The sequence below is a fragment of the Solwaraspora sp. WMMA2059 genome (assembly GCF_027497315.1).
Lineage (GTDB): Bacteria > Actinomycetota > Actinomycetes > Mycobacteriales > Micromonosporaceae > Micromonospora_E.
This window is the reverse complement of sequence record NZ_CP114908.1, coordinates 5,753,217-5,774,218: the sequence shown is the minus strand read 5'-3', so window position 1 is coordinate 5,774,218 and position 21,002 is coordinate 5,753,217. Positions and strand designations below refer to the sequence as shown.

General features: G+C 71.5%; 20 protein-coding genes. 8 read left to right on the top strand and 12 right to left on the bottom strand.

The genetic code is table 11. The features are described from left to right. Positions 1 to 236: 236 nt before the first annotated feature. The 9 genes from O7553_RS26595 to O7553_RS26555 form a co-directional block, all read right to left on the bottom strand. A complete protein-coding gene (locus O7553_RS26595; protein WP_281552311.1) occupies positions 237 to 803 on the bottom strand; it encodes a DoxX family protein in 567 nt (188 codons plus the stop codon). 91 nt (positions 804 to 894) lie between these two features. Further along, entirely contained in the window at positions 895 to 2,199 is a 1,305-nt protein-coding gene (locus O7553_RS26590) for an ATP-binding protein (protein WP_281552310.1), read from the bottom strand. A gap of 189 nt (positions 2,200 to 2,388) precedes the next feature. Next, entirely contained in the window at positions 2,389 to 3,159 is a 771-nt protein-coding gene (locus tag O7553_RS26585; protein WP_281552309.1) for a hypothetical protein, read from the bottom strand. 145 nt (positions 3,160 to 3,304) lie between these two features. Continuing rightward, positions 3,305 to 4,270: a flagellar basal body protein FliL gene (locus tag O7553_RS26580; RefSeq protein ID WP_281552308.1), complete on the bottom strand. Its 966-nt coding sequence runs from the start codon at positions 4,268 to 4,270 to the stop codon at positions 3,305 to 3,307. 196 nt (positions 4,271 to 4,466) lie between these two features. Further along, positions 4,467 to 7,805 (bottom strand): UvrD-helicase domain-containing protein, encoded by a 3,339-nt coding sequence (locus tag O7553_RS26575; protein WP_281552307.1) that lies wholly within the window; start codon positions 7,803 to 7,805, stop codon positions 4,467 to 4,469. A gap of 84 nt (positions 7,806 to 7,889) precedes the next feature. Then, the gene (locus O7553_RS26570) at positions 7,890 to 9,173 is read right to left on the bottom strand and encodes a metallophosphoesterase (RefSeq protein ID WP_281552306.1); all 1,284 of its coding nucleotides are present in this window, start codon (positions 9,171 to 9,173) and stop codon (positions 7,890 to 7,892) included. A 14-nt stretch (positions 9,174 to 9,187) separates the two neighbouring features. Next, positions 9,188 to 9,469, bottom strand: coding sequence for a MoaD/ThiS family protein (locus tag O7553_RS26565; RefSeq protein WP_281555764.1), 282 nt, complete (start codon positions 9,467 to 9,469; stop codon positions 9,188 to 9,190). Further along, positions 9,466 to 10,500 carry a GTP 3',8-cyclase MoaA gene (gene moaA / locus O7553_RS26560; protein WP_281552305.1) on the bottom strand — a complete coding sequence of 345 codons (1,035 nt, stop codon included), beginning with the start codon at positions 10,498 to 10,500 and terminating at the stop codon, positions 9,466 to 9,468. Before moaA ends, O7553_RS26565 begins: the two co-directional genes overlap by 4 nt. A 25-nt stretch (positions 10,501 to 10,525) precedes the next feature. Further along, a complete protein-coding gene (locus tag O7553_RS26555; RefSeq protein WP_281552304.1) occupies positions 10,526 to 11,419 on the bottom strand; it encodes a fructosamine kinase family protein in 894 nt (297 codons plus the stop codon). A gap of 175 nt (positions 11,420 to 11,594) precedes the next feature. On the opposite strand from O7553_RS26555, the gene O7553_RS26550 reads away from it, so the two are divergent. After that, positions 11,595 to 12,749: a DUF4192 domain-containing protein gene (locus tag O7553_RS26550; RefSeq protein ID WP_281552303.1), complete on the top strand. Its 1,155-nt coding sequence runs from the start codon at positions 11,595 to 11,597 to the stop codon at positions 12,747 to 12,749. A 158-nt stretch (positions 12,750 to 12,907) separates the two neighbouring features. Here O7553_RS26550 and O7553_RS26545 read toward each other — a convergent pair whose 3' ends face one another. Next, the gene (locus O7553_RS26545; protein WP_281552302.1) at positions 12,908 to 13,426 is read right to left on the bottom strand and encodes a hypothetical protein; all 519 of its coding nucleotides are present in this window, start codon (positions 13,424 to 13,426) and stop codon (positions 12,908 to 12,910) included. A 539-nt stretch (positions 13,427 to 13,965) separates the two neighbouring features. Beyond that, a complete protein-coding gene (gene fdhD, locus O7553_RS26540; RefSeq protein ID WP_281552301.1) occupies positions 13,966 to 14,814 on the bottom strand; it encodes a formate dehydrogenase accessory sulfurtransferase FdhD in 849 nt (282 codons plus the stop codon). A 94-nt stretch (positions 14,815 to 14,908) separates the two neighbouring features. Between fdhD and O7553_RS26535 the strand changes: the two genes are divergently transcribed. The 4 genes from O7553_RS26535 (at position 14,909) to O7553_RS26520 (ending at position 17,415) form a co-directional block, all read left to right on the top strand. After that, the gene (locus O7553_RS26535) at positions 14,909 to 15,175 is read left to right on the top strand and encodes a YlcI/YnfO family protein (RefSeq protein ID WP_281552300.1); all 267 of its coding nucleotides are present in this window, start codon (positions 14,909 to 14,911) and stop codon (positions 15,173 to 15,175) included. Continuing rightward, positions 15,172 to 15,564, top strand: a complete 393-nt coding sequence (locus tag O7553_RS26530) for a PIN domain-containing protein (protein ID WP_348650030.1) — start codon at positions 15,172 to 15,174, stop codon at positions 15,562 to 15,564. The genes O7553_RS26535 and O7553_RS26530 overlap by 4 nt, the downstream gene beginning before the upstream one ends. A 129-nt stretch (positions 15,565 to 15,693) precedes the next feature. Next, entirely contained in the window at positions 15,694 to 17,001 is a 1,308-nt protein-coding gene (locus tag O7553_RS26525) for a helix-turn-helix transcriptional regulator (RefSeq protein ID WP_281552298.1), read from the top strand. 45 nt (positions 17,002 to 17,046) lie between these two features. Next, the gene (locus O7553_RS26520) at positions 17,047 to 17,415 is read left to right on the top strand and encodes a hypothetical protein (RefSeq protein WP_281552297.1); all 369 of its coding nucleotides are present in this window, start codon (positions 17,047 to 17,049) and stop codon (positions 17,413 to 17,415) included. A gap of 18 nt (positions 17,416 to 17,433) precedes the next feature. Here the strand turns inward: O7553_RS26520 and O7553_RS26515 are convergent, their stop codons facing one another. Then, positions 17,434 to 18,276 (bottom strand): prepilin peptidase, encoded by an 843-nt coding sequence (locus O7553_RS26515; RefSeq protein WP_281552296.1) that lies wholly within the window; start codon positions 18,274 to 18,276, stop codon positions 17,434 to 17,436. A 619-nt stretch (positions 18,277 to 18,895) separates the two neighbouring features. Between O7553_RS26515 and O7553_RS26510 the strand changes: the two genes are divergently transcribed. The 3 genes from O7553_RS26510 to O7553_RS26500 are packed head-to-tail and all read left to right on the top strand — an operon-like array spanning position 18,896 to position 21,002. Then, a complete protein-coding gene (locus O7553_RS26510) occupies positions 18,896 to 19,423 on the top strand; it encodes a hypothetical protein (protein ID WP_281555763.1) in 528 nt (175 codons plus the stop codon). Beyond that, positions 19,417 to 20,352, top strand: coding sequence for a hypothetical protein (locus O7553_RS26505; protein WP_281552295.1), 936 nt, complete (start codon positions 19,417 to 19,419; stop codon positions 20,350 to 20,352). The genes O7553_RS26510 and O7553_RS26505 overlap by 7 nt, the downstream gene beginning before the upstream one ends. Continuing rightward, complete coding sequence (locus tag O7553_RS26500) at positions 20,349 to 21,002, top strand: SAF domain-containing protein (protein ID WP_281552294.1); 654 nt, start codon at positions 20,349 to 20,351, stop codon at positions 21,000 to 21,002. Before O7553_RS26505 ends, O7553_RS26500 begins: the two co-directional genes overlap by 4 nt.

Here is a 21,002-nt window from a genome sequence, read left to right as displayed (position 1 = left end):
CCCCGGTCGTTGAGTGCAGAGTTGCCCCAGTGCCGGTCCGAGCCTAGAACGCATCGGCGTCCGGAGGCGGGCGCGTTACCCTACCGTGTCCGATCCCACACTAGTTCGCGATATTTCCACCTTGTTAACGCTGTGTGCTGTGTTCTATCTGTTTCGTGGTTTTCGGTGCCCAACTACGCGCTGAAGTCCGATTTTACCGGCCATCGATCGGGGTCGTCGTTCGGCGGATCTATCGGTCACCCGGGCAGTCGCCGGGCGGTGACGGCGGACCGGACCGCGATCCGGGCGTCCCGACGCGCCGAGTGCACCGCCCGGCGCACCGACTGCCGGCTCCGATGCATCGACCGCCGGCTCTGCCGGACGGCCCGGCTGGTCCGCCAGCGTAGGCCCGGTCGACCCTCAGTATCGGCCGCAGCGAGCAGCAGCCCGCCCAGAAGGCCCAGATTCTTGAGAAAGTGCACCTGATGGAGTTGTCGTTCGGTCGGTTCCGTCGCCGACCAGAACGGATGGCCGGTCACCGTGGTGGGCACCAGCGAGGCCGCCAGTACCGCCGCGGCCGGCCGGGTCAGCCGGCCGGTCGCCAGCAGCAGGCCACCGGCGAGCTGGGTGGCACCGTGCAGCCGGACCAGACTCTCGGTATCGGTCGGCAGCCGGGGCGCGGCCCGTTCGATCATCGGAGCGACCCGGTCGGTGACCGTCTTGGCCCGGTCGGCGTACGGTGCAGGGCTGGTCACCGCACGGGCGCCGCTAACGATGAAGATGCCGCTGAGCAGGGCGCGGGCAGTGGTGCGTACGGGTCTCATGCTCCTTGTCATACCCGGTTGGGCGGTCTGTTACCCGGCAAACCGGTGAGCTGTCGGGTAGCGGCGGGGTGCCGGGCCGCACCGGGCGTGGTCAGCCGGGCTGGGTGCGCAGGTAGCGGCCGAAGTGCGGCACGGTGAACGCGACCGTGCCGCGCTCGCCCGAGTAGATCAGCCCCTTCTTGATCAGGGCGTCCCTGGCCGGCGACAAGCTGGCCGGTTTCCGGCCGAGGGACCGGGCGATCTCGGCGGTCGACACCGCCGGGTCGATGTCCGCCGTCGCCGCCGGGTCCGGCGGTCCATCGCCCGTCTCGTCGTCGGCACCTTCGACGGCCGGTGCCGGGCCGTCCCCCGGGTCCGCGGAGGCGAGCACGGCCATCGCCCGCATGTACTCGCGCTCCGCCGGGGTAGCCCGTTCGAACCGGGACCCGAAGAACCCGACCGCGAGCTCCGCTTCCGCCTCCGGCGCGGCGACCCGCACGTCGGCGGCGGTGATCGGCGAGCGCGGGGCATGGTCCCAGGTCGCCTTGCCATAGGCCTGCACGAAGTACGGGTATCCGCCGGACTTGTCGTAGAGCAGGTCAAGGGCCTTCGCCTCGTACTCGACCTGCTCGCGGGCGGCCGGCGCGGTGAGCGCCTGGTCGGCGGCGATTCGGTCCAGCCGGTCGATTCGCTGGTAGCGGAACAGCCGTTCGGAGTAGGACTTGGCGGCGGAGAGCACCGCCGGCAGATGCGGCAGCCCGGCTCCGACGACGATCAGCGGCCCGCCGAGCTGCGACAACTCGTGACAGGCCGCACAGAGCGCGGAGACGTCGGTCGGGTCGACGTCCTGCATCTCGTCGATGAACAGCGCGATCCCGGTGCCGACGTCGGTGGCCACCGCGGCGGCGTCGGTGAACAGCTCCACCAGGTCGATTTCGATGTCGCCGGAGTCGGCCCGCCCGGTCGCCGCCGGCACGTCGATGCCCGGCTGCCAGCGGTCGCGCAGCCGAGGCTGCGCGTTGCCACGTCCGCCGGCGGCCGGCGGGTTCGCGCGTAGCGCGAAGGCCTTCAGTACGCCGAGAAAGTTGTCGATCCGCTCGGGTGCCCGGTGCCGGGGTGCGAGCTCGCGTACCGCCATGTGCAGGGCGGCGGCGACCGGGCGGCGCAGCGACTGGTCAGGCCGGGCCTCGATCTTGCCGGTGCCCCAGAGCCGGGCGATGGCCTGGGAACGGAGCGCGTTGAGCAGGACGGTCTTGCCCACCCCGCGTAGGCCGGTGAGCATCAGGCTGCGCTCTGGCCGGCCTCGGGCGACGCGTTCCAGGACCACGTCGAAGACGTCGAGCTCGCGGCCGCGACCGGCGAGTTCGGGTGGACGTTGGCCGGCGCCGGGGGCGTACGGATTCCGGATCGGATCCATGTCTGGCACCGTATCGGGCCGTCTAGCGTCTGCGCTAGAACCGGGTATAGGTCCCGATCGTGTCGGCCGACGTCCTGCCGGCCCCGCGGACGGCCCGTCCGCCGGGCCCTGCCCGACGGTCGACCAGTGACTAGGGCTCTCTAGCTGTCACGCTAGAGAGCCCTAGTCACTGGTCGAGAACGTCTCCGGTCAGAGCTCCTTCATGCAGAGCACGTAGTTGAGTACCTGCTCACCGGTGTCGTGCGTGTAGGTGGTGTCGGTGTCCGGGTGGCCGAAGATCGGATCGTCACAGCGCTCCGTGTCGGTGGTGAGCGGAATGCGGGACAGCACCTCGAAGGTGCCCGGCTCACAGGCCACCTTGCGCAGGACGGCGTCCTCTTCCGAACCGTCGTTGACCACACAGTCGCCCACCACGATCAGGTCGTCGCTGCCGCCGGGCAGCGGCGCCGAATCGGCGTCCTCGCCCTGCTGATCGTCGGGTGTGTCGGTCGAAACGTCCACCGTCGGCAGTTCCTCGCCGGCGGTCGAGGTGCTGCTGTCGGTCAGCGCGAACAACCCGATCACACCGCAGCCGCAGAGCAGCAGCAACAACACCACCGCGCCGATCACCAGCCCGATGATGAGCCCGGTGCGGGACTTCTTGGGCGGTGGGGCACCGGGCATCCCGGGCGGCGGCGGACCCCAACCCGGTAGCGGTGGCGGTGGGAAGCCACCACCCGATCCGGGCGGTGGCGGGTAGCCACCGCCACCCGAGGTCGGCGGTGGTGGGTAGGCGCCGCCACCGGAAGTCGGCGGTGGGTAACCGCCGGGCTGGTACGGCGAGGAGTAGGGCGTGGTCGGATCAGGGGCACCGGAGCCCGGAGGCGGGTATCCGGAACCCGGGGGCGGGTAACCGGACTGACCGGCGGGGTCGTCGGGCTGTCCCGGACCGGGGTAGCCCGGCGGACCGTAGCTGGACATGATCTCCCTAGCGTCGTCGCTGGATCAGACGGGGCGCTGCCCGCCTGGCACGGATCTCACCCGCCGGGCAGGGGTCCAGCGGATCAACTGTGCTACCGGAACGGTAACCAACGGCTGCCATCCGGCGGCAGCCTCACCGGTCAGTTCACCGCTGCCTGAGACAGAGCACGAAATCCAGGGCGTCCAGCTGGCTGTTGAAGAAGTACCAGTTGGTATAGCCCTCGACGTCCGCGCACTTGGTCTTCGCGTCGTCTTCGCCGTCGGTGACGCCATCGAAGCGGGCGAGCACCTCGTACGCGCCGGGGTCACAATCCGTGATCGTGAGCACCGGCGTCTCCTCCTCCGCCTCGGCATCGTTGCGGACACACTGCCCCACGTCGACGAACCGGGCGTCGTTCGACGAGGTCGGTGTCGGAGTGGGGCTCGGCTGGTCGGCCTCAGCCGTCGGCTCGGGTTGCTCCGACGGGGCTGCGGACGGTGCGGCGTCCGGCTCGGAGGTCGGTGCCGTCAACTCCACCCCGGTGTCCGGCGTCTCGTCGCGGGTCAGAACGTAGATGCCGGCCGCGCCGCCGCCGCAGAGCAGCACCGTCAGACCCATCAACACGGCGAGCAGTCCACCGCTCAACCCACCACGCCCGGAACGGCGTGGCTCTGCAGCCGGCTCCCACGCTGGTGCCGGGCCCGGCTGCTGCTGGCCGCCGTCGGGGTACGGCTGCTGGCCCCCGCCCGGCTGCTGCCACGGCTGACCCCCGCCCGGCTGCTGCCACGGCTGGTCACCGCCGGACTGCTGCCACGTCTGGTCGTCGGCCCCGGCCCAGCGCTGGGCAGGTTGGGTCGGCGAATGCCAGCTCTGGTCGCCGGCCGACGTGTGCTGCCCGTACCCCTGCCAGTCGGGAGCGGCGGGCGGAGGCTGCCCGGTCGGCCAGTCCGGCTGTGCGCCGCCGTGCCACTGCTGGCCTGGTGCCTCGGTAGGCGCGTCACCCCAGGGTCCAGGCGGTCCGCCCCAAGGATCGGACGGCTCCCGGTACGGCTCCGACGGCTGCCGATGCTCGGGCCACCGGTCTGGCTGCTCACCCGGGTACGGCCCGCCGGGCGGTCCGTATTGCGACATTTCCTGTCCTCCTGCGCGGCGGTTCCGGCCCCGGCTGTCCGCTCGGGTCGGCGATGACAGACGTCACCGTAGCGTGAGCACCCCAGCAGCTCACCTCCCCGAAGCGCGCCAACCGTCGGCCAACCGCATGATGGTCCGACGCTGCACCAGGTCCGGCGGTCGCGAGTGACCGGGCCGGCGGCGGTCTGACCAGCCCCTACAGCAGGCGCAGCTGGCGGTCCTTGGGACGGCGCGGCCCTTCGTCGCCGAGCCGGTCGAACAGCCCCGCGTCGATCGCGTCCAGGAACGGCGTCGGCCGGGTCTCCCGCTCGCTGCCATGCCGGACCCGGCGGCGGGCGTGCGAGAGGTAGAGCCGGTCCTGGGCCCGGGTCAGGCCGACGAAGAACAGCCGCCGCTCCTCGGCGACGTCGTCGTCGGTCGGCGTAGCACCGGGGAAGCGCAGCGGTAGCAGGCCGTCCTCACAGCCGACCAGGAAGACCACCGGAAACTCCAGGCCCTTCGCCGCGTGCAGGGTGAGCAGGGTCACCGCCTCGGCCCGTGGGTCCAGCGCGTCCACCTCGGCGCCGGTCTCCAGCTGGGACAGCAGCATCGGCAGGTCGTCGCCGCAGCGGCGGGCCAGCGGGGTGAGCAACTCCACGGCAGACCAGATGTCCGGCGGCGACAGCTGCGGCCCGGCTGGCAGGTCCAGCGTCGGCGTGGTGAGCCGGTCGGCCAGCACCTGCCCGGCGAGCCGGACCCGGGCGGCCAGCGAACCGTCCAGCCCGCCACCGGCGTGCCGTAGCTCGCGGGCGATCGCCGTCACCCCCGGCCGGTCCCGCAGCCGGTTGTGCGACCGCTTCTGCACCGGGACACCGGCCCGGGTCAGTGCGTCCACGATCGGGCCGGACTGCGCGTCAGTGCGGTACAGCACGGCGATGTCGGAGAACGACACCGACGACGTCTGCCCGTCGATCCGCCCGGAATCCAACGAGCGGTGCGAGATCCCGCCGACCAGTTCGTCGACCGTACGCACCACAAACGTCGCCTCGTCGGCGGCCGTGCCGGCCGGGTAGAGCCCGATCAGCGGTGCCTGCGGATCGAGTCGGGCCGGCTCCAGCCGCCGGCCGCGGACGAGCGAACTGGGCGTGATGGCCTGCACGGCGGCGGCCAGGATCGGCGCCGCCGACCGGTAGTTTCGGGCCAGCCGGACCAGCCGGGCGTCGACGAAGTCCTCCGAGAAGCGCAGGAAGTAGCGAACGTCGGCCCCCCGGAACGAGTAGATTGCCTGGTCCGGGTCGCCGATCGCGCACAGGTTGCCGTCCGCCGGGCTGAGTAGCCGCAGCAGCTCGTACTGGTCGGCATCGACGTCCTGGTACTCGTCGACGAAGATCCACCGCCAGCGGTCCCGGTAGCGGGCCACCAGCTTCTGGTCCTCGCGCAGCAGCCGCAGCGGCAGGGTGACCAGCTCGTCCAGGTCGACCAGGCCGGCCGCGCGCAGCAGCTTGGCGTACGTGGCGTCGTCCTCGCCAGCCTCGGCGCGGGCCAGCTCCCGCTCGGTGTCGTCGGCGATGCGCAACGTCGCCGGCAACCCGGCCGCCTTCGGGTTCTCCCGCAGGATCGTCAACCCCAGCGAGTGGAAGGTGGCCACGGTGACGTCCTCGGCCACCGGGCCGAGCAGTCCGTCGAGCCGGTGGCGAAGCTCCTCGGCGGCCCGGCGGGTGAAGGTGATCGCCAGGCAGCGCTCCGGAAAGACGTTCAGCTCGGCGCACAGGTACGCGATCCGGTGGGTGAGCGTCCGGGTCTTGCCGGTACCCGGCCCGGCGACGATCAGCAGTGGCCCGCCCGGCGCGGACGCGGCGACCCGCTGCATCGCGTCGAGTCGGTCCAGCAGTCCGGTGCCGACCTCCTCCATGCCGGCCAGCATCGGCTCGAACGGCTCGTGCGGCGACGGCGTCGGTGGCGGCGGGATCGGCGGTGCCGCCGGCTCCTGCCCGGACCGCCCGGACCGGCCCGGCCGCGTCGGCCGCCCACCGGAACCGGACCGGCCGGCCCCGGCCCTGGACTGTCCGGTCCCGGCCCTGGACTGTCCGGTCCCGGCCCTGGACTGTCCGCCGCGTCGGACACCGGCCGGTGCCGGTTCGTCGGCGGCCATCGGCCCGTCGGCCGGGCGCTGCGCCGGCACGGGTACGTCGAACAGCGCCTCCGGCTGACCGGCACCACCGCCGGCGGCCAGTTCCCCGGGCGCGAAGAGGGTGATCACCCCGTACTCGCCGTCGTAGCCGGGCACCCGGCGGACCTCGCCGCGACGCAGCCGGGTGATCGCCTCACCGAGCAGTTCGCCGCCGACCCGCCGGATGTCGTCCACCGGCACCTTGGTCAGGATGTCCAGTTCGGGGCCGAGCGCGGCGACCAGGTTGACCACCTGGCCCTCGACGGTCTTCGACCGGGCACCGACCCGGTTGATCTCACCGACGATCTCCGGCAGCGCCACCAGGTGGGTGACCTGCTTGGCGTTGGCCGGCCGGTGCCCGTGCGGCCGGTCGGCGAGATCCTCGACCCGGCTGAGCACCCCGACGGTGAGCGGCTTGCCGCACTGCGGGCAGCGACCGGCGGCCTGTCGGGTCTGCTCCGGGGCCCAGTTGACGCCGCAGTTGCGGTGCCCGTCGGCGTGGTACTTGCCCTCCTCGGGGAAGAACTCGATGGTGCCGACCAGCCCGTCGCCGGTGCGCAGCGCCTCACGTACCGCGTAGTAGTCGAGCGCGCTGTCCAGCACGGTGGCCTCCCGGGCCAGCGCCGGCGGCGAATGCGCGTCGGAGTTCGACACCAGTTGGTAGCCGTCGAGGCTGGACACCCGCCAGTTCATCGCCGGATCCGACGACAGCCCGGTCTCGACGGCGAAGATGTGCCCGGCCAGGTCGGCGTAGCAGTCGGCGATCGCGTCGAAGCCGGACTTGGAGCCGAGCGCGGAGAACCACGGCGTCCAGATGTGCGCCGGCACCAGGTAGCCGTCCGCGCTCGCCTCCAGGGTGATCTCCAGCAGGTCGCGGGAGTCCAGCCCGAGGATCGGCCGGCCGTCGGAGCCGAGGTTGCCGATCCGGCCCAGCGCCGTGTTGAACCGGGCCACCGCGTCCAGGTCCGGAAGGTAGATGAGGTGGTGCACCTTGCGGGTCCGGTCCCCGCGCTTGTAGATCGTCGAGATCTCGACGCTGAGCATGTACCGCACCGGGTTGGTCTCGGCCTCGCTGGCCAGCCGGGACGGCAGCCGGCGGGCGACGTCCCGCTCGGCCTCCGGGCTGAGCCGGTACAGGCCCGGCTCGGCCGGGCGCAGCGACTCCCGTAGATGCTCGAACCACGCCGGGTGGGTGAAGTCACCGGTGCCGAGCAGGCTGACGCCCTTGCGCCGGGCCCACCAGGCCAGGTTCGACATGTTCAGGTCCCGGCTGCAGGCACGCGAGTACCGGGAGTGGATGTGCAGGTCGGCGATGAAGGGCCCGGGTCCCGTGGCGGAGCCGGGAGAGGGCACGGCGCGGTACGGGGGCACGCCGCATCCTGTCATGTGACCGGGCCGCCCGGCGTGTCGCCACGCGCGGAAACCCGCGAGACGTGACTCTCACTCGCCGCCGGCTGACCCGTTGCGCTCCTACTCGCTGCGCAGCTCGACCAGGGAGACCTGTGGCGGCGCGCCGACCCGCACCGGCGGACCCCAGAACCCGGCGCCGTTGGTGACGTAGACCTGGGTGCCGTCGACCGTGGCGAGGCCGGAGACGACCGGTTGCACCAGCCGTACCGCCAGGTTGAACGGGGCGATCTGACCGCCGTGGGTGTGCCCGGACAGTTGCAGGTCGACGCCGTAGCGGGCGGCTTCGTGGGCCTGCACCGGCTGGTGGGCGAGCAGCACCACCGGGCGGTCCGGGTCCCGGTCGCCGAGCGCCCGGTCGTAGTCCGGGCCGGCCAGTGGCCCGGACCCGGCGGCGGTCGGCCCGGCCGGCCGCGCGGTCTCCGCGGTCGGATCGTTCACCCCGGCCAGGTCGAGCACCCCGCCCGGGGTGACGATCTCCCGGCGTTCGTTGACCAGCACCCGCAGGCCGAGCCGGTCCACCTCGGCGACCCATTCCTCGACGCCGGAGTAGTACTCGTGGTTGCCGGTGACGAAGAAGCTGCCGTAGCGGGCGCGCAGGTCGGCCAGCGGGGCGGCGGTGCCGCCGAGCTCGGAGACGGTGCCGTCAACCAGGTCGCCGACGACCGCGACCAGGTCGGCGTCCAGGCTGTTGATCAGCTCGACGATCCGGGCGGTGTGCGCCGGCCCGGTCAGCGGGCCGATGTGGATGTCCGAGACGGTGGCGATGCGCAGGCCGTCCATGGCCCGGGGCAGCCGGGCGATTGGCACCTGCACCCGGTCCAGCCGGGGCGGGCCGAGAGCGGTCCGGATGCCGTAGCCGGTGACGCCGGTCGCGGTCAGCCCGGCGAAGATTGCGGCACTGCGGGCGAGCAACAGCCGTCGGCCGGGGTCGGGCACCGAGTCGTCGGCCGGCCGGCCGCCGGGCAGCTCGGCCGGCGGCGGGGCGGACGTCTCGGCCGGTACGGTCACCGGCACCGTGCCCACCCTGCTCAGTTGGCGGCTGCGGGCCCGGCCGACCAGCCGGGCCACCAGCATCGGCGGCTCCAGCACCAGCAGGACGACCAGCAGGTAGAACATCACCGCCAGCCAGACGTAGCCGGGCCAGGCCAGCCAGGACATCCCGGCGGACCGGGTGCTCACCATCGTCACCGGCACCAGGACCGCCAACCCGACGGCCAGCAGCGTGCCGGCCCGTCGCCACCGCCCCGGCCGGGTGGTGTCCCGGACCAGCCGCCACCACAGGTAACCGTGGATCAGGCCGGTGATCAGGGTCAGCGTTGTGACGAACCCGAGTACGGCGAGCACGGACGCGGTCCTCCTCAGCCGCCGGCGAACGGTGGCAGCACGTCGACCGTGGCACCGGCCGGCAACGGTGTGTGACGATCATGCCAGACGACGCCGTCGACCAGGAAACTCGCCGCCGCCAGCACCCGACCCAACCGGTCGCCGTGCCGACCGGTCAGCTCTGCCACCAGCCCGGCCCGGTCCAGCCCGGCCGGAACGGACTCGGTGGTCCGCCCGGCCGCCGACCGCGCCCCGGCGAAGTAACGCACCGTCACCGATTGCTCGGCTCCATCCCGTGTCGGGTCGTCCACGGTCAGCCGCCGATCGCCGACATCGGCCGGGCCGGCTGCAGGAACGTCGGATCGTCGATGCCGTGCCCGGCCAGCTTCCCGGCCATCGCCCGCCGCCACCGCCGGGCCAACTCTTCGTCGTCGGCCCCGGACCGCAACGCGCCACGCAGGTCCGACTCCTTCCGGGCGAACAGGCAGTCGCGTACCTGCCCGTCGGCGGTGAGCCGGGTCCGGTCACAGTCACCGCAGAACGGCCGGGTCACCGTGCCGATCACCCCGACCTTGGCCGGGCTGCCGTCCGACCGCTCGGCGCCGGCCACCAGCCAGGTCTCGGCCGGTGCGGCACCCCGTTCGGCGGGATCCGGCAGCAGGGTGAACTCGGACCGCAGCCGGTCGAGGATCTCGGCGGCGGTGACCATCCGGTCGCGGTCCCAGGACTGCTGCGCGTCCAGCGGCATCTGCTCGATGAAGCGCAGCTCGTAGCCGCGGTTCAGGGCGTACCGCAGCAGCGCCGGGGCCTCGTCGTCGTTGACCCCGCGCAGCAGCACCGCGTTGATCTTGACCGGGGTCAGCCCGGCCGCCGCCGCGCCGGCCAGCCCGGCGAGCACGTCGGGCAGCCGCCGGCGGTACGCCAACTGGGCGAACCGCTGCGGGTCGAGGGTGTCCAACGATACGTTCACCCGGTCCAGGCCGGCGGCCTGCAGGCCGGGCGCCAAGCGGTCCAGACCGATCCCGTTGGTGGTCAACGACAGCACCGGTCGGGGCCGCAGCGCCGCAGCAGCGGCGACGATCCGGGTCAGCCCGGGGCGCAGCAGCGGCTCGCCGCCGGTGAACCGCACCTCGGTCACCCCGAGCTGGCACACCGCGACCCCGATCAGCCGGGTCACCTCGTCGTCGGTCAGGATGTCCGGGCTGGGCAGCCAGGGCAGACCCTCCGGCGGCATGCAGTAGGAGCAGCGCAGGTTGCACCGGTCGGTCAGGGACACCCGAAGGTCGGTGGCGACCCGCCCGTACCGATCGGTGAGCCGGCCGTCGGCGGGCCGTGCGCTCGATGCCATGCGCCGACCGTAGCGCGCCGGTGCGTCAGGACCGCAGCGCGGCGCGGGCCGCGTCCGCGACGGCCGAGCGGTACGCCGCCCCGAACAGGGCGGTGTGCACCAGCAGCAGGTGCAGCTGGTGCACCGGCACCCGGGCCGCCCACCCGTCGGCCAGCGGCCACTGCTCCTGGTAGGTGTCGAGGATCCGATCCAGGTGCGGGGCGCCGCCGAACAGCGCCAACTGCGCCAGGTCGGTCTCCCGGTGCCCGCCGTGCGCCGCCGGGTCGACCAGCCGGCAGCGCCCGTCCGCACCCCAGAGCAGGTTGCCGGGCCACAGGTCGCCGTGGATCCGAGCGGGCGGCTCGTCGCCGCCGTACCCGTCGATGTTGTCGACCACCTGCTCGACCAGGCCGGTCTCGGCGGCGGTGAGCGCGCCGTTGTCGACCGACATCCGCAGGTACGGCAGCAGCCGGCGCTGCCCGAACCAGGCCGACCAGGGTCGGTCGGTCACCAGTTCGTTGTCCTGCGGCAGCGCGCCGACGAACCCCGGCCAGTCCGCCCCGAACCCGGCCGCGCCGGCCCGATGGGTGATCGCCAGCTCCCGGCCGAACCGCTCGGCGGCGGCCGGGTCCGCGTCGCCCGGCTCGACCCACTCCAGGGCCAGCAGTTGCGGCAGCGCCACCAGTACCTCCGGCACCGGTGCCCCGCCGGCGGCGGCCAGCCAACGCAACCCGGCCGCCTCGGCGGCGAACAGGCCGTCCGGCAACGGCCTGGCGGACCGCTCCGGCCAGGACTTGGCGAACACCGAGTTGCCGTCGTCGAGGGTGAGCCGGCTCGCCGCGCAGATCGACCCGCCAGAGACCGGCGTCTCCCGGATCCGCTGATGGGTGAGGAAGGTCGGCAGGTGTTCCGGGTGGGCCCGCAGGTACGCCAGATCCATGGCGGCACGGTAACCCGCGCCGCCTGCCGTCCAGCTCAGTGGCGCAACCAGTGGTGAGCAGAAACGCCGTCACCAGGGAAACTACTCTGCGTGCCTGTGGATAACCTGGCGTGTCGTCCACAGGTCGGGTCGGGACGGCCACAACCGGTCACCGTCCGGCGCGACAGTTTCCGGCATGACACCTACCGAACCGGTACCCGCCCCCGATTCCGTTCCCGACCCGGCCGCCGGGACGTCTCAGGGCGCCGCGCTCACCGTCCGCGAACCCGCCGACCTGATCGCCGCCGTGCCCTACCTGATCGGCTTCCACCCCGCCGACAGCGTGGTGGTGGTCGGGATGCGCGACCACACGGTCGTCATCGCCGCCCGCGCCGACCTGCCCGACGCCACGGTCCCGGCCGACGTCCGCGCGGCGGCAACCGCCCAGCTGACCGCCATCGTCGATCGTCAGCAGGTCAGCGCCGCCGTCGTGCTCGGCTACGGTCCGGCCGACACCGTCGACCCGGTCCTGCGGGACACCACCGACGCGCTGCGCCGACAGGGCACCGTGCTGCTTGACGCGCTGCGGGTGGCCGACGGTCGCTACTGGTCCTCCTTCTGCGACGATCCGACCTGCTGCCCGCCGGAGGGCCACCGGTTCGACGCCGAGATCAACCCGGTCGCGGTCGCGGCCACCGTCGCCGGGCAGGTCGCCCTGCCCGACCGGGCCGCGCTGCGTCGCCAGGTGGAACCGGTCACCGGCCCGGCCCGGGCGGCGATGCGGGCCGCCACCGAACGCGCCCGGACCCGCCGCTCCGCGCTGGTCGACCACGCCCCGCCGGCCGACCTGCTCGGTGCCCGCACGCTGCGCCGGGCCGGAGAGAAAACGGTACGGATGCTGCTGGAACGGCAGGGCCGGGGCATCGCCCCGACCGACGAGGACATCGCCTGGCTCAGTCTGCTGCTGACCGACCTGGAGGTGCGCGACTACGCCTGGGAGCGGGTCACCGACGAGCTGTGGCAGGTCACCTTCTGGCAGGACATCGCCCGCCGGGCCGAGCCGGAGCTTGCCGCCGGGCCGGCCAGCCTGCTGGCCTTCGCCGCCTGGCGGGCCGGCAACGGAGCCCTGGCCCGGGTTGCCCTCGACCGGGCGCTCGACGTCGAACCCGGCTACTCGATGGCCAAACTGATGGACGACGTCCTGGTTCGTGGCATTCCGCCGGCGGCACTTGGCCCATGGCCCAAGCCGGACCGCAGCGGGCGTAAGGGCCGGTCCGACACCCGCCCACGCCGTCGACCCGGCGGCGAGCGGCTCGACCGGGCCCGCCCCGCCGGCCGACGCCGCCCGTGAACCCGCCACCGCGCGGGCATGATGCGGAAGACCCCGGGCTCGCCCCGGGGTCTTCCGCGGTCGCGCCGGTGTCAGGACGTAGGCTGCCCCGATCCGGCACATCTGGTTCGGCTTCCCCGGGCCCTGGTGCAGCGGTGCGGGCTGGCCGGGGGCGGTGGTCACCTGCTGACCGCAGACCGAGCACCTACCTCCTGGCGCCATGAACGGACTCCTTCCGGAATCTGATAGTCCGGGTACGGGTCTTCTTGCGGTTCGCCTGCGATGCCGCCCGGTCCGGTGGTGGCGGTCGCCCGGAGGAAGACGGCGCCGCCGTCCCGGCAGGTGATCTTCACCCCGGACGGGGAGCTGTGCACCCCGGTGAAAGCGCACGGCTCCCACGAGGTGAACTCCTCGGGTCGGGCGAAGTCCAGCAGCTGGACGGCGAACGCGAGCGTGCGACGCGCCCGCTCGCGAGGTGCGGGCATCTCGGCCGGCAACGACGCCGGTGCCGGTGCGGGCTTGCCGACGGCCGCCCACAGCATCCCGGTCGATCCCGTCGAGTAGTAGACCCGTACCCCGGCTGGCGAATTGCCGCCGGGCTCGGTGTCCTGCCCGTACCGACGGACGTCGGTGATCTCCGGGTGCCTGCTGGTCTGGAACAGTGCTTCGAGCACCTCCAGGACTTCGGCGACCTGCATGTCCCCGTCTCCGATCTGAGGCTGTCTGCGCTGTTCAGGGCCGAGCATAGACACGGCAGGGATCTTGCGGGGGTACGCGGCGCGCGTCACGAGTGCGCGCCGTTGGCCGTGCGGTCGCAGTACACGTCCGGGTACGTCCGCAAGTGAGGTGTACGGAGCCGACGACACAGATCCTCTGCTCCCCGGCTTCGCGGATCGCTGACGCCGCGAGTTGAAGGTGAGATACCTTTCAGCCGACGGGAAAGGTATCTCACCTTCAACTGATCATGGTGATCCCGGCATCGTGAGTGTCGGGGTGCGCCGGTCAGGGTGAGCCGTGCCGGATGACCCGGTAGCCGAGTTGCTGACGTCGTACGCCCGCATTCCGGGCACCAGCTGGATTTGACCTTGAACGACCACAGCCCTCGCAATGGGTCCGGTGTGGGCTGAAGTCGGACGTCGAGCGCTGGATCCAGGAGAACCGGCGACAGACGTGAACTTATCGGGCACGCGGAGCCCGGCAAGCCGTCCGGCGAACGGCGGCGTCGGACACGTCGGGTTCAGTCGGTGAGGCGGTCGGCGCCCGCGTAGACGTTCATCGTCGATCCGCGCAGGAACCCGACCAGGGTCATCCCCGCTTCCTCGGCGAGGGCGACCGCCAGACTGCTCGGGGCGGAGATCGCCGCGAGCACCGGGATGCCGGCCATCCACGCCTTCTGGGTGAGCTCGAAGCTGGCCCGCCCGGAGACCAGCAGCAGATGACCGCGCAGCGGCAGCAGGTCCTCCCGGGCCGCCCAGCCGATCAGTTTGTCGACGGCGTTGTGCCGGCCGACGTCCTCGCGTACCACCCGGAGCTGCCCGTCGGCGGTGAACAGGCCGGCGGCGTGCAGCCCACCGGTGCGGTCGAAGCCCTGCTGGGCGGCGCGCAGCTGGTCCGTCAGACCGACCAGGGCCTGCGGGCTGAACGTGGCCTGGTCGGCGGCCACGTCGAACCGGGACCGGGTGCGGACGGCATCGATGCTCGCCTTGCCGCAGACCCCGCAGGAGCTGGTGGTGTAGAAGTTGCGGGCCGGGTCGGTCTGCGGCGGCGGAACGTGCCCGGCGAGCGTCACGTCGACCACGTTGTACGTGTTCGGTGTGTCGGTGCCGGCGCACAGCTGGGCGGTCACCACGTCCTCGGCGGCCCCGATCACACCCTCGGTCAGCAGGAAGCCGATCGCGAGGTCGATGTCGTTTCCCGGCGTACGCATGGTGACGGCCAGCGGGGGACGCCGTGCCGCACCAGCCGGGCCGACCCGGATCTCCAGCGGCTCCTCCCCGGAAATGGTGTCCATCCGACGGACCTGCCGGGTCGACCCACCGCCGACGTCGATCCGCAGTACGGTGCGCCGCTCGTTCGCCCTGCCCATGCACTCCATCCTGCCCCGGTTCGCAGGTGGCGAACCGGCCGGGAGGGCGGCAGCACTCGCCTTAGGTGCTGCCATATCGCTGTATGGTGTGCGTATGGCGGCAAAGAAGATCACTGTGACCCTCCCCGAAGAACTGGTCGAGGCGCTCGGCGAGGCTGCTCGCGACGATGGCGTCCCCTTGTCGAGGCTGGTGGCGAGCGCTGCGGAAAGTGAGCTCCGGCGGCGGGTCGGGCGGCGGCTGGTCGCCGACTGGCAGGCCGAGCACGGTGCGTTCACCGTTGAAGAGATCGCTGCGGCACGCGCGGAGATGGCTGCCGCCGACGCCCAGGCGCTCAGCGCGCCCGGCCGGGCGGCCGCGTGACCATCCCTTACGTCTACGACACAGGGGTGCTGCTGGCGATCGACAGCAATGACCGACGGATCTGGGCGATACACCATCTGGCCGTCGAGGAAGGGCGACGTCTGCTCGTCCCTTCCGTCGTGGTCGGCCAGGCCTGGCGAGATGCCCGCCGGCAGGTCCAGCTCGGACGGTTCCTGAGCAGCTGCGAAATCGTTCCAGTCGGTCTGGAACTGGCCAAATCGGCCGGGGTGTTGTGCGGGAAGGCCGGTACGCGTGACGTGGTCGACGCCAGCGTGGTCACCATCGCGCTTGCCTGCGGCGCGATCGTCTTCACCAGCGACCCGGAGGACATCGCGCACCTGTCGGCTGCCTCGGACGTCAAGCCAGGGCTGGTGATCCGCCGCCTCTGAAACCCGTCGGCACGACACGGAGCCCGGGTGCTTCCGAGGCATCTGTGACGCATCTGGGGGCGACGGACGGCTCAGTCAAGCGCAGCCTCCCGTACGCTGGAACGGGAGTCCCAAAGGACGGAGGTGCCTGTGGCAGTCAAGCGCCGCCGGTTCGTCGAGCGTCGGAAGGCGCTCGGTTTCAGCCAGGAGACTCTCGCCGAGAAGATCGGCGTGGACCGTACGACGATCGCCCGACTCGAACACGGCGTCACCACCCCCTATCCGTATACGCGGTTGAAGCTGTGCAAGATCCTGGAGGTAACGGCAGAGCAGCTCGACCACTGGCTAATGGGTGGGGACGAGGACCTGTCTCCTCCTGTTCCTACACCTCGACCAACCGCCGCCGGCCCGGTTCCGGTACGGTCAGAGCCGACAGGTGTACTCGACGACATGCATCGCCGCGAACTTCTCCGCCTGATAAGCGTCGCGGGTGCCCTCACGGCGCTACCAACTGGAAGCCACGGGGCGGCTCTGCTTCCGGCGACCCTGGCTCATGAGGCCGGTGACCTGGATCAATACGCAGAACTCAACGCCCACCTGTGGCAGGTCTTCGGGCTGACCAGGCCCAAGCGCCTCGTCTACCCATTGGTCCAGGAGCAGGCCGCCGTGCTGGTCGACCGGCTCGACCGGGCACCTACGGGGGCCGAGCACCGCAGGCTGTGCGTGCTGGCATGCGACCTGTTCCAACTGGCGGGCGAGATCTTTTTCGACGCCGACCAGTACGCCGAGGCCGCACATTGTTACTCGTTGGCGGCGTCGGCGGGTCGTGAGTCGCGTTCCTACGACCGCTGGGCCTGCGCCTTGACCCGGCAGGCGTTCGTCAACCTGTACGACCAGCAGTACAGCCGGGCCGTGACCGTGCTCGACGCCGCAGCACGGATCGCCCAACGTGGCGATAGTCAACTGTCCACCCGCCATTGGGTCGCAGCTGTGCAGGCTCAGGCGTTCGCAGGACTGGGCGACCGGGAAGCTTGCGAACACGCCTTGGATACCGCTGAGCAGGTGCACGGTCTCAACGGCCCGGCCAGTCCTGGTGGCTGGCTGCGTTTCGATGGAAGCCGGATATGTGAGGAGCGAGGCGCCTGTCACCTTGCATTGGGGCAGGTCGATCTGGCCGAGCGTGCGCTCTTTGCGGCCAGCGACGGCACGATGTCGCCGCGTCGTCGGGGTGGCATCCTGGCCGATCTTGCTTTGCTGAGCGCTCAACGTACCGACATCGATCGGATGCTCCGGTACGGCAGCGAAGCTGTCGGCATCGCCGAGCAGACCCACTCCGTCGGTTACCTGGGCCGGAAGGTGCAGGGCTTCCAGCGCCAACTCACGCCGGCCCTGTTGGCTGATGCTCAGGTCGCACAGCTGAACGACCGGATAACCGGCCTGCTGACGGCTGCAGCCTGACGGCGAAATGATCTGATGACGAGACGAGAGGAATCAGGGCCGATCATGACCGACGAGCGGGGTCGCCACTTCCGTGAGGCGTGGACAGCCGGGGTGCTCCGGCATTATCCGGGCGAGCCGAAGCCCGGTTACGTCGCCCCGTGGGAGGCCACCCCCGCATGGGAGCGACAGGCCGCTTCGGCCGTGTTCGGCCAGATTCACGACTTCGTGCAGGTCAGTTCCGGTTGCACAGCGCAGCTGAGCCGGGAGCAGAAGGGGCGTTTTGTGGCGTTGTGCTGGATCGCCCAGATCCACAAGCACTTCGACGACCCGAAGCCGTCGTACGTGGCCGACTGGGACGCGTTGCCAGCCTGGCAGCAGGAGACCGACGCGGACATCTTCGAGCATGTCGAGCGGATCTGCATTTCGGCGTGAGTCGGGGTGAGGTTGTGCTCAGCCCGCCGGCAGTCGACCGGCCAGCAGTACCCCGACGACGGCTCCGAGCACCAGGAACGGCCCGAACGGCAGCTGCTGGGTCCACCGGATCCGCCGGGCGACCAGCAGGACCACCGCCACGCCGCCCGAACCGACGAAGGCGACCAGCAGCCCGAGCAGCACCATCGGCCAACCGAACCAGCCGAGCACCGCGCCGACGCTGAGCGCCAGTTTGGCATCGCCCAGCCCGAACCCCCTGGCACCGAACGCCAGGGTGGTGGCGGCGAACAGCACCGCGACGCCCGTACCGGCGATGACGGCCCGCAGCCAGGCATCGGACGGCTCACCCAGCAGTACCGCCGCGCCGAGCAGCGCCCAGGTCCCGGCGGCGGCCGGGTAGGTGAGCCGGTCCGGCAGCCGGTGCACCGCGAGGTCGACGAAGACCAGCGGGACCATCCAGGCGGCCCACCACATCAGTGCCAGGAGGACCGGCCAGGGAAGGCCGGCGGAGATCAACGCCGCCAGCGCCGCGACGGCGACCACCTCGACGGCGAACGGCAGCGGGCCGACCCGGGCACCGCAGCCGCCGCATCTGGCCAGCGGGGACACCGACGCCGGCGGGGAAAACGACCCCGGCCGGCCGGCCGCGCCGAACGGCGTGCCGCACCGTGGACAGCCGGTCCGCCACGGTTCGCCGGGTGCCACCGAGTGGACGGCGGCGGCCCGGCGCAGCACGGGCAGCACCAGCAGTACGCGGAGCACCAGCAGTATGCGGAGCAGCTTGCCGGCCTGGCCGGGCCGTCCTCCGGCGGGGGCCGGTGCCGGCTCGGTCCCGATCGGGCGCTCGTTACCGGTGATCATCCCTGCGCCCTCTCCCGGCCTCCACGACGCCGGTCACGGTCCGTGTTTTCATGATCGCTTACTCTTGGTGTCGATCGGGCTGGCGGGACCCGGTCGACCGACTCCGGCTCGCACCGTGGTCGGTCTGCTGGTCGACGATGGCCGGGTCGACCGTCGACTTCCAAATGGGACAGAATCCGGCCCAGGCTGGCAATTCGCGATGGAGACTGTCGGTTTTCGATCACCACTGTCCACTTGACAGACGTACTCGGATGCGTCTTGGGGCGGTGATCGGAATGACCGGGCATCGCGCCACCCTCCACCGGGACCGGACTCGAAGATCGTAACCCTGAGTATTGTTCTGAATTGCCCCTGTTGCTGTCGCGGGCGTCAGCCTATGCTCCCCCCTTGAGCGATGCACTACCGCCGGGAAACATCCGACCGACCGGCGGAAATGCGTCGGTCGACACCTGGCCGGACCAGCCGGAGGCAGCACTGGATCATTCCAACGGACAGTACGGCAACACCCCAACACATCGATGTTGGCAATAGTGCTTGTCGCCCTGCGCCACCCTGGCCGGCCCGGCGGGCACCGAGGAGGACGGACGTGAGGCCAAGTCAGCGCCCCTGGCCAGCAGTGATGCTCGCCGCGTCGGTGCTCGCGACTGCCGCGCTCGCCGGCTGCGCCAGCGAGCAGTCCGCCACCCTGCCGCCACTGCGCGCACCGGCGGCGACCGACGACCCGGCCGCCGCCGAGGCAGCCGAAGCCGCGCTCGCCGCGTACAACGGCTACCTCGCCGCCGCCGAGAAGGCCGAACACGCGGCCGACCCCCATCACCCCGAGTTGAAGAAGTATCTCGGCGACCCACTCCTGACCCGGGTCAGGCTGAGCATTCGAGACGCGAAGGAGCACGGCGCCGTGCGCATCGGCTCACTAACCTCCGATCCCACGATAACCGACATCAATCTCGATTCGGTGCCGATGACGGTTGACATCCAGGACTGCCTGGACGCGACGAATTACCGGATGGTCTACGCCAACGACACGGACACGGTCGTTCCCGGCACCGAGGTGGGTCGTTACCTGGCCACCGCCACCGCGACCCGCTACGACGACGGTCGCTGGCTGATCAGCCGGGGTGTCGCACACCGGGACCAGCCATGCTGACCGGCGTCGCTGCCATCGGCCGCCGTACCTTCGTCGGGCTGGCCGCAGTCGCCCTGCTGGCCGCTGCTGGGCTGACCGCCGCCGGGCCGGCTGCCGCACAGTCGTCCGGTGGCGGCTGCGGCGGCGTCACCCAGGCCGAATGCGAAGGTTGGGTCGAGCAGCCCGGCGGCCCCGGCCACGACGGCGGCGGCGGCAACAACGGCGGCGGCAACAACGGCGGCGACGGCGGGGCCGGCCCGTGCTACCGCGACGGCGTCGAGTTGCCCTGCTACGACGACATCGTCGGCTGGTTCAACCGCGAGGACGAGTGCTACTACATGCGGGCCGAGCCGCAGCCGCCGGGCGGCGAGCCGGGGCAGGTCGCGTACAACGTGAGTTGCGTCGCCGGGCAGGTCTCAGAAATCGTCAGGTGGCTGGACGACCCGCCGTCGGGCTACGAGGCGCCACCGGACCCGTACGAGCTGCGTCGCCGTGCGTACGCCCGGATCCAATTCGAGAAGCCGGTCATCCACACCGCGCCCGACCCGGACAAGCCCGGCCTGGTCGGTCTGCCGGTCTGGGTGTGGTCCGAAGAGTCCGACATTGTCTGGGGCCCGCTTGATGAGGACGAGGCGGACCGCGACGTCAGCGTCCGGGTGCTGGCCGAGGTCGACGAGATCACCTTCAACATGGGCAACGGCGACAGCTTCAGCTGCGAACGGGACGAGGTCTTCGACGCGTACGACCCGGCGGTCGACAACCCCTGGAACCCCGGCTGCGGTTACGACAACGGCTACCCGACGCCGGGCGGCTACCAGGTCACCGCAACGGTCAGTTGGGACGTCACCTGGTTCATCAACGGGGTCGAACAGGACATTTTCGCCAGCCCGACGGTCATCAGCGACCCCATCGAGATCGAGATCGACGAACTGCAGGTGGTACGGCGATGACCGTGGCGACGACACGTACCGGCCAGAGCGGCGTCGACGCGCCGGTCACCCCGCCGAAGATCGTCCGGCAGCGGCGGGTCCGGCCCGGCCTGCTCGGGCTGGCGGTGCTGCTGATCGCCCTCGGCGGGCTCGGGTCCGCCTTCGCGGTCACCTCGGTCCGGGCCACCGGCTCCTACCTGGCCGTCGCCCGGGACGTGTCGGTCGGTGCGGTGCTGTCCGCCGACGACCTGGTGACCGTGCAGGTGGCCGGTGGGCAGGCGATCAAGCCGGTGCCGGCCAGCCAGCTCGACCAGGTCGTCGGGCTGCGGGCCGCGGTCGCCCTGGTGCCCGGCAGTCTGCTCACCCCGGCGCAGCTGACCAACGAGCCGATGATCGGGCCGGACCAGCAGCAGATCGCCATCGGGCTGCGGGCCGACCAGGTGCCGGCCCGGCAGCTGAACCCTGGCGACAAGCTGATCCTCGTCGGCACGCCGACGCGTAACGCCAGCGAGAACGCGGTCACCCGGTTCGACGCGACCGTGATCGACGTGGCCGCCGACGACCGCAGCGGGATCATCGCCTACCTGGCACTCGCCGCACGGGACGTGCCGGCGGTGGTGGTGCTCGCCGCCGAGGACAGGATCGCGGTCGTGCTGGCCCCGGCGGCTTGA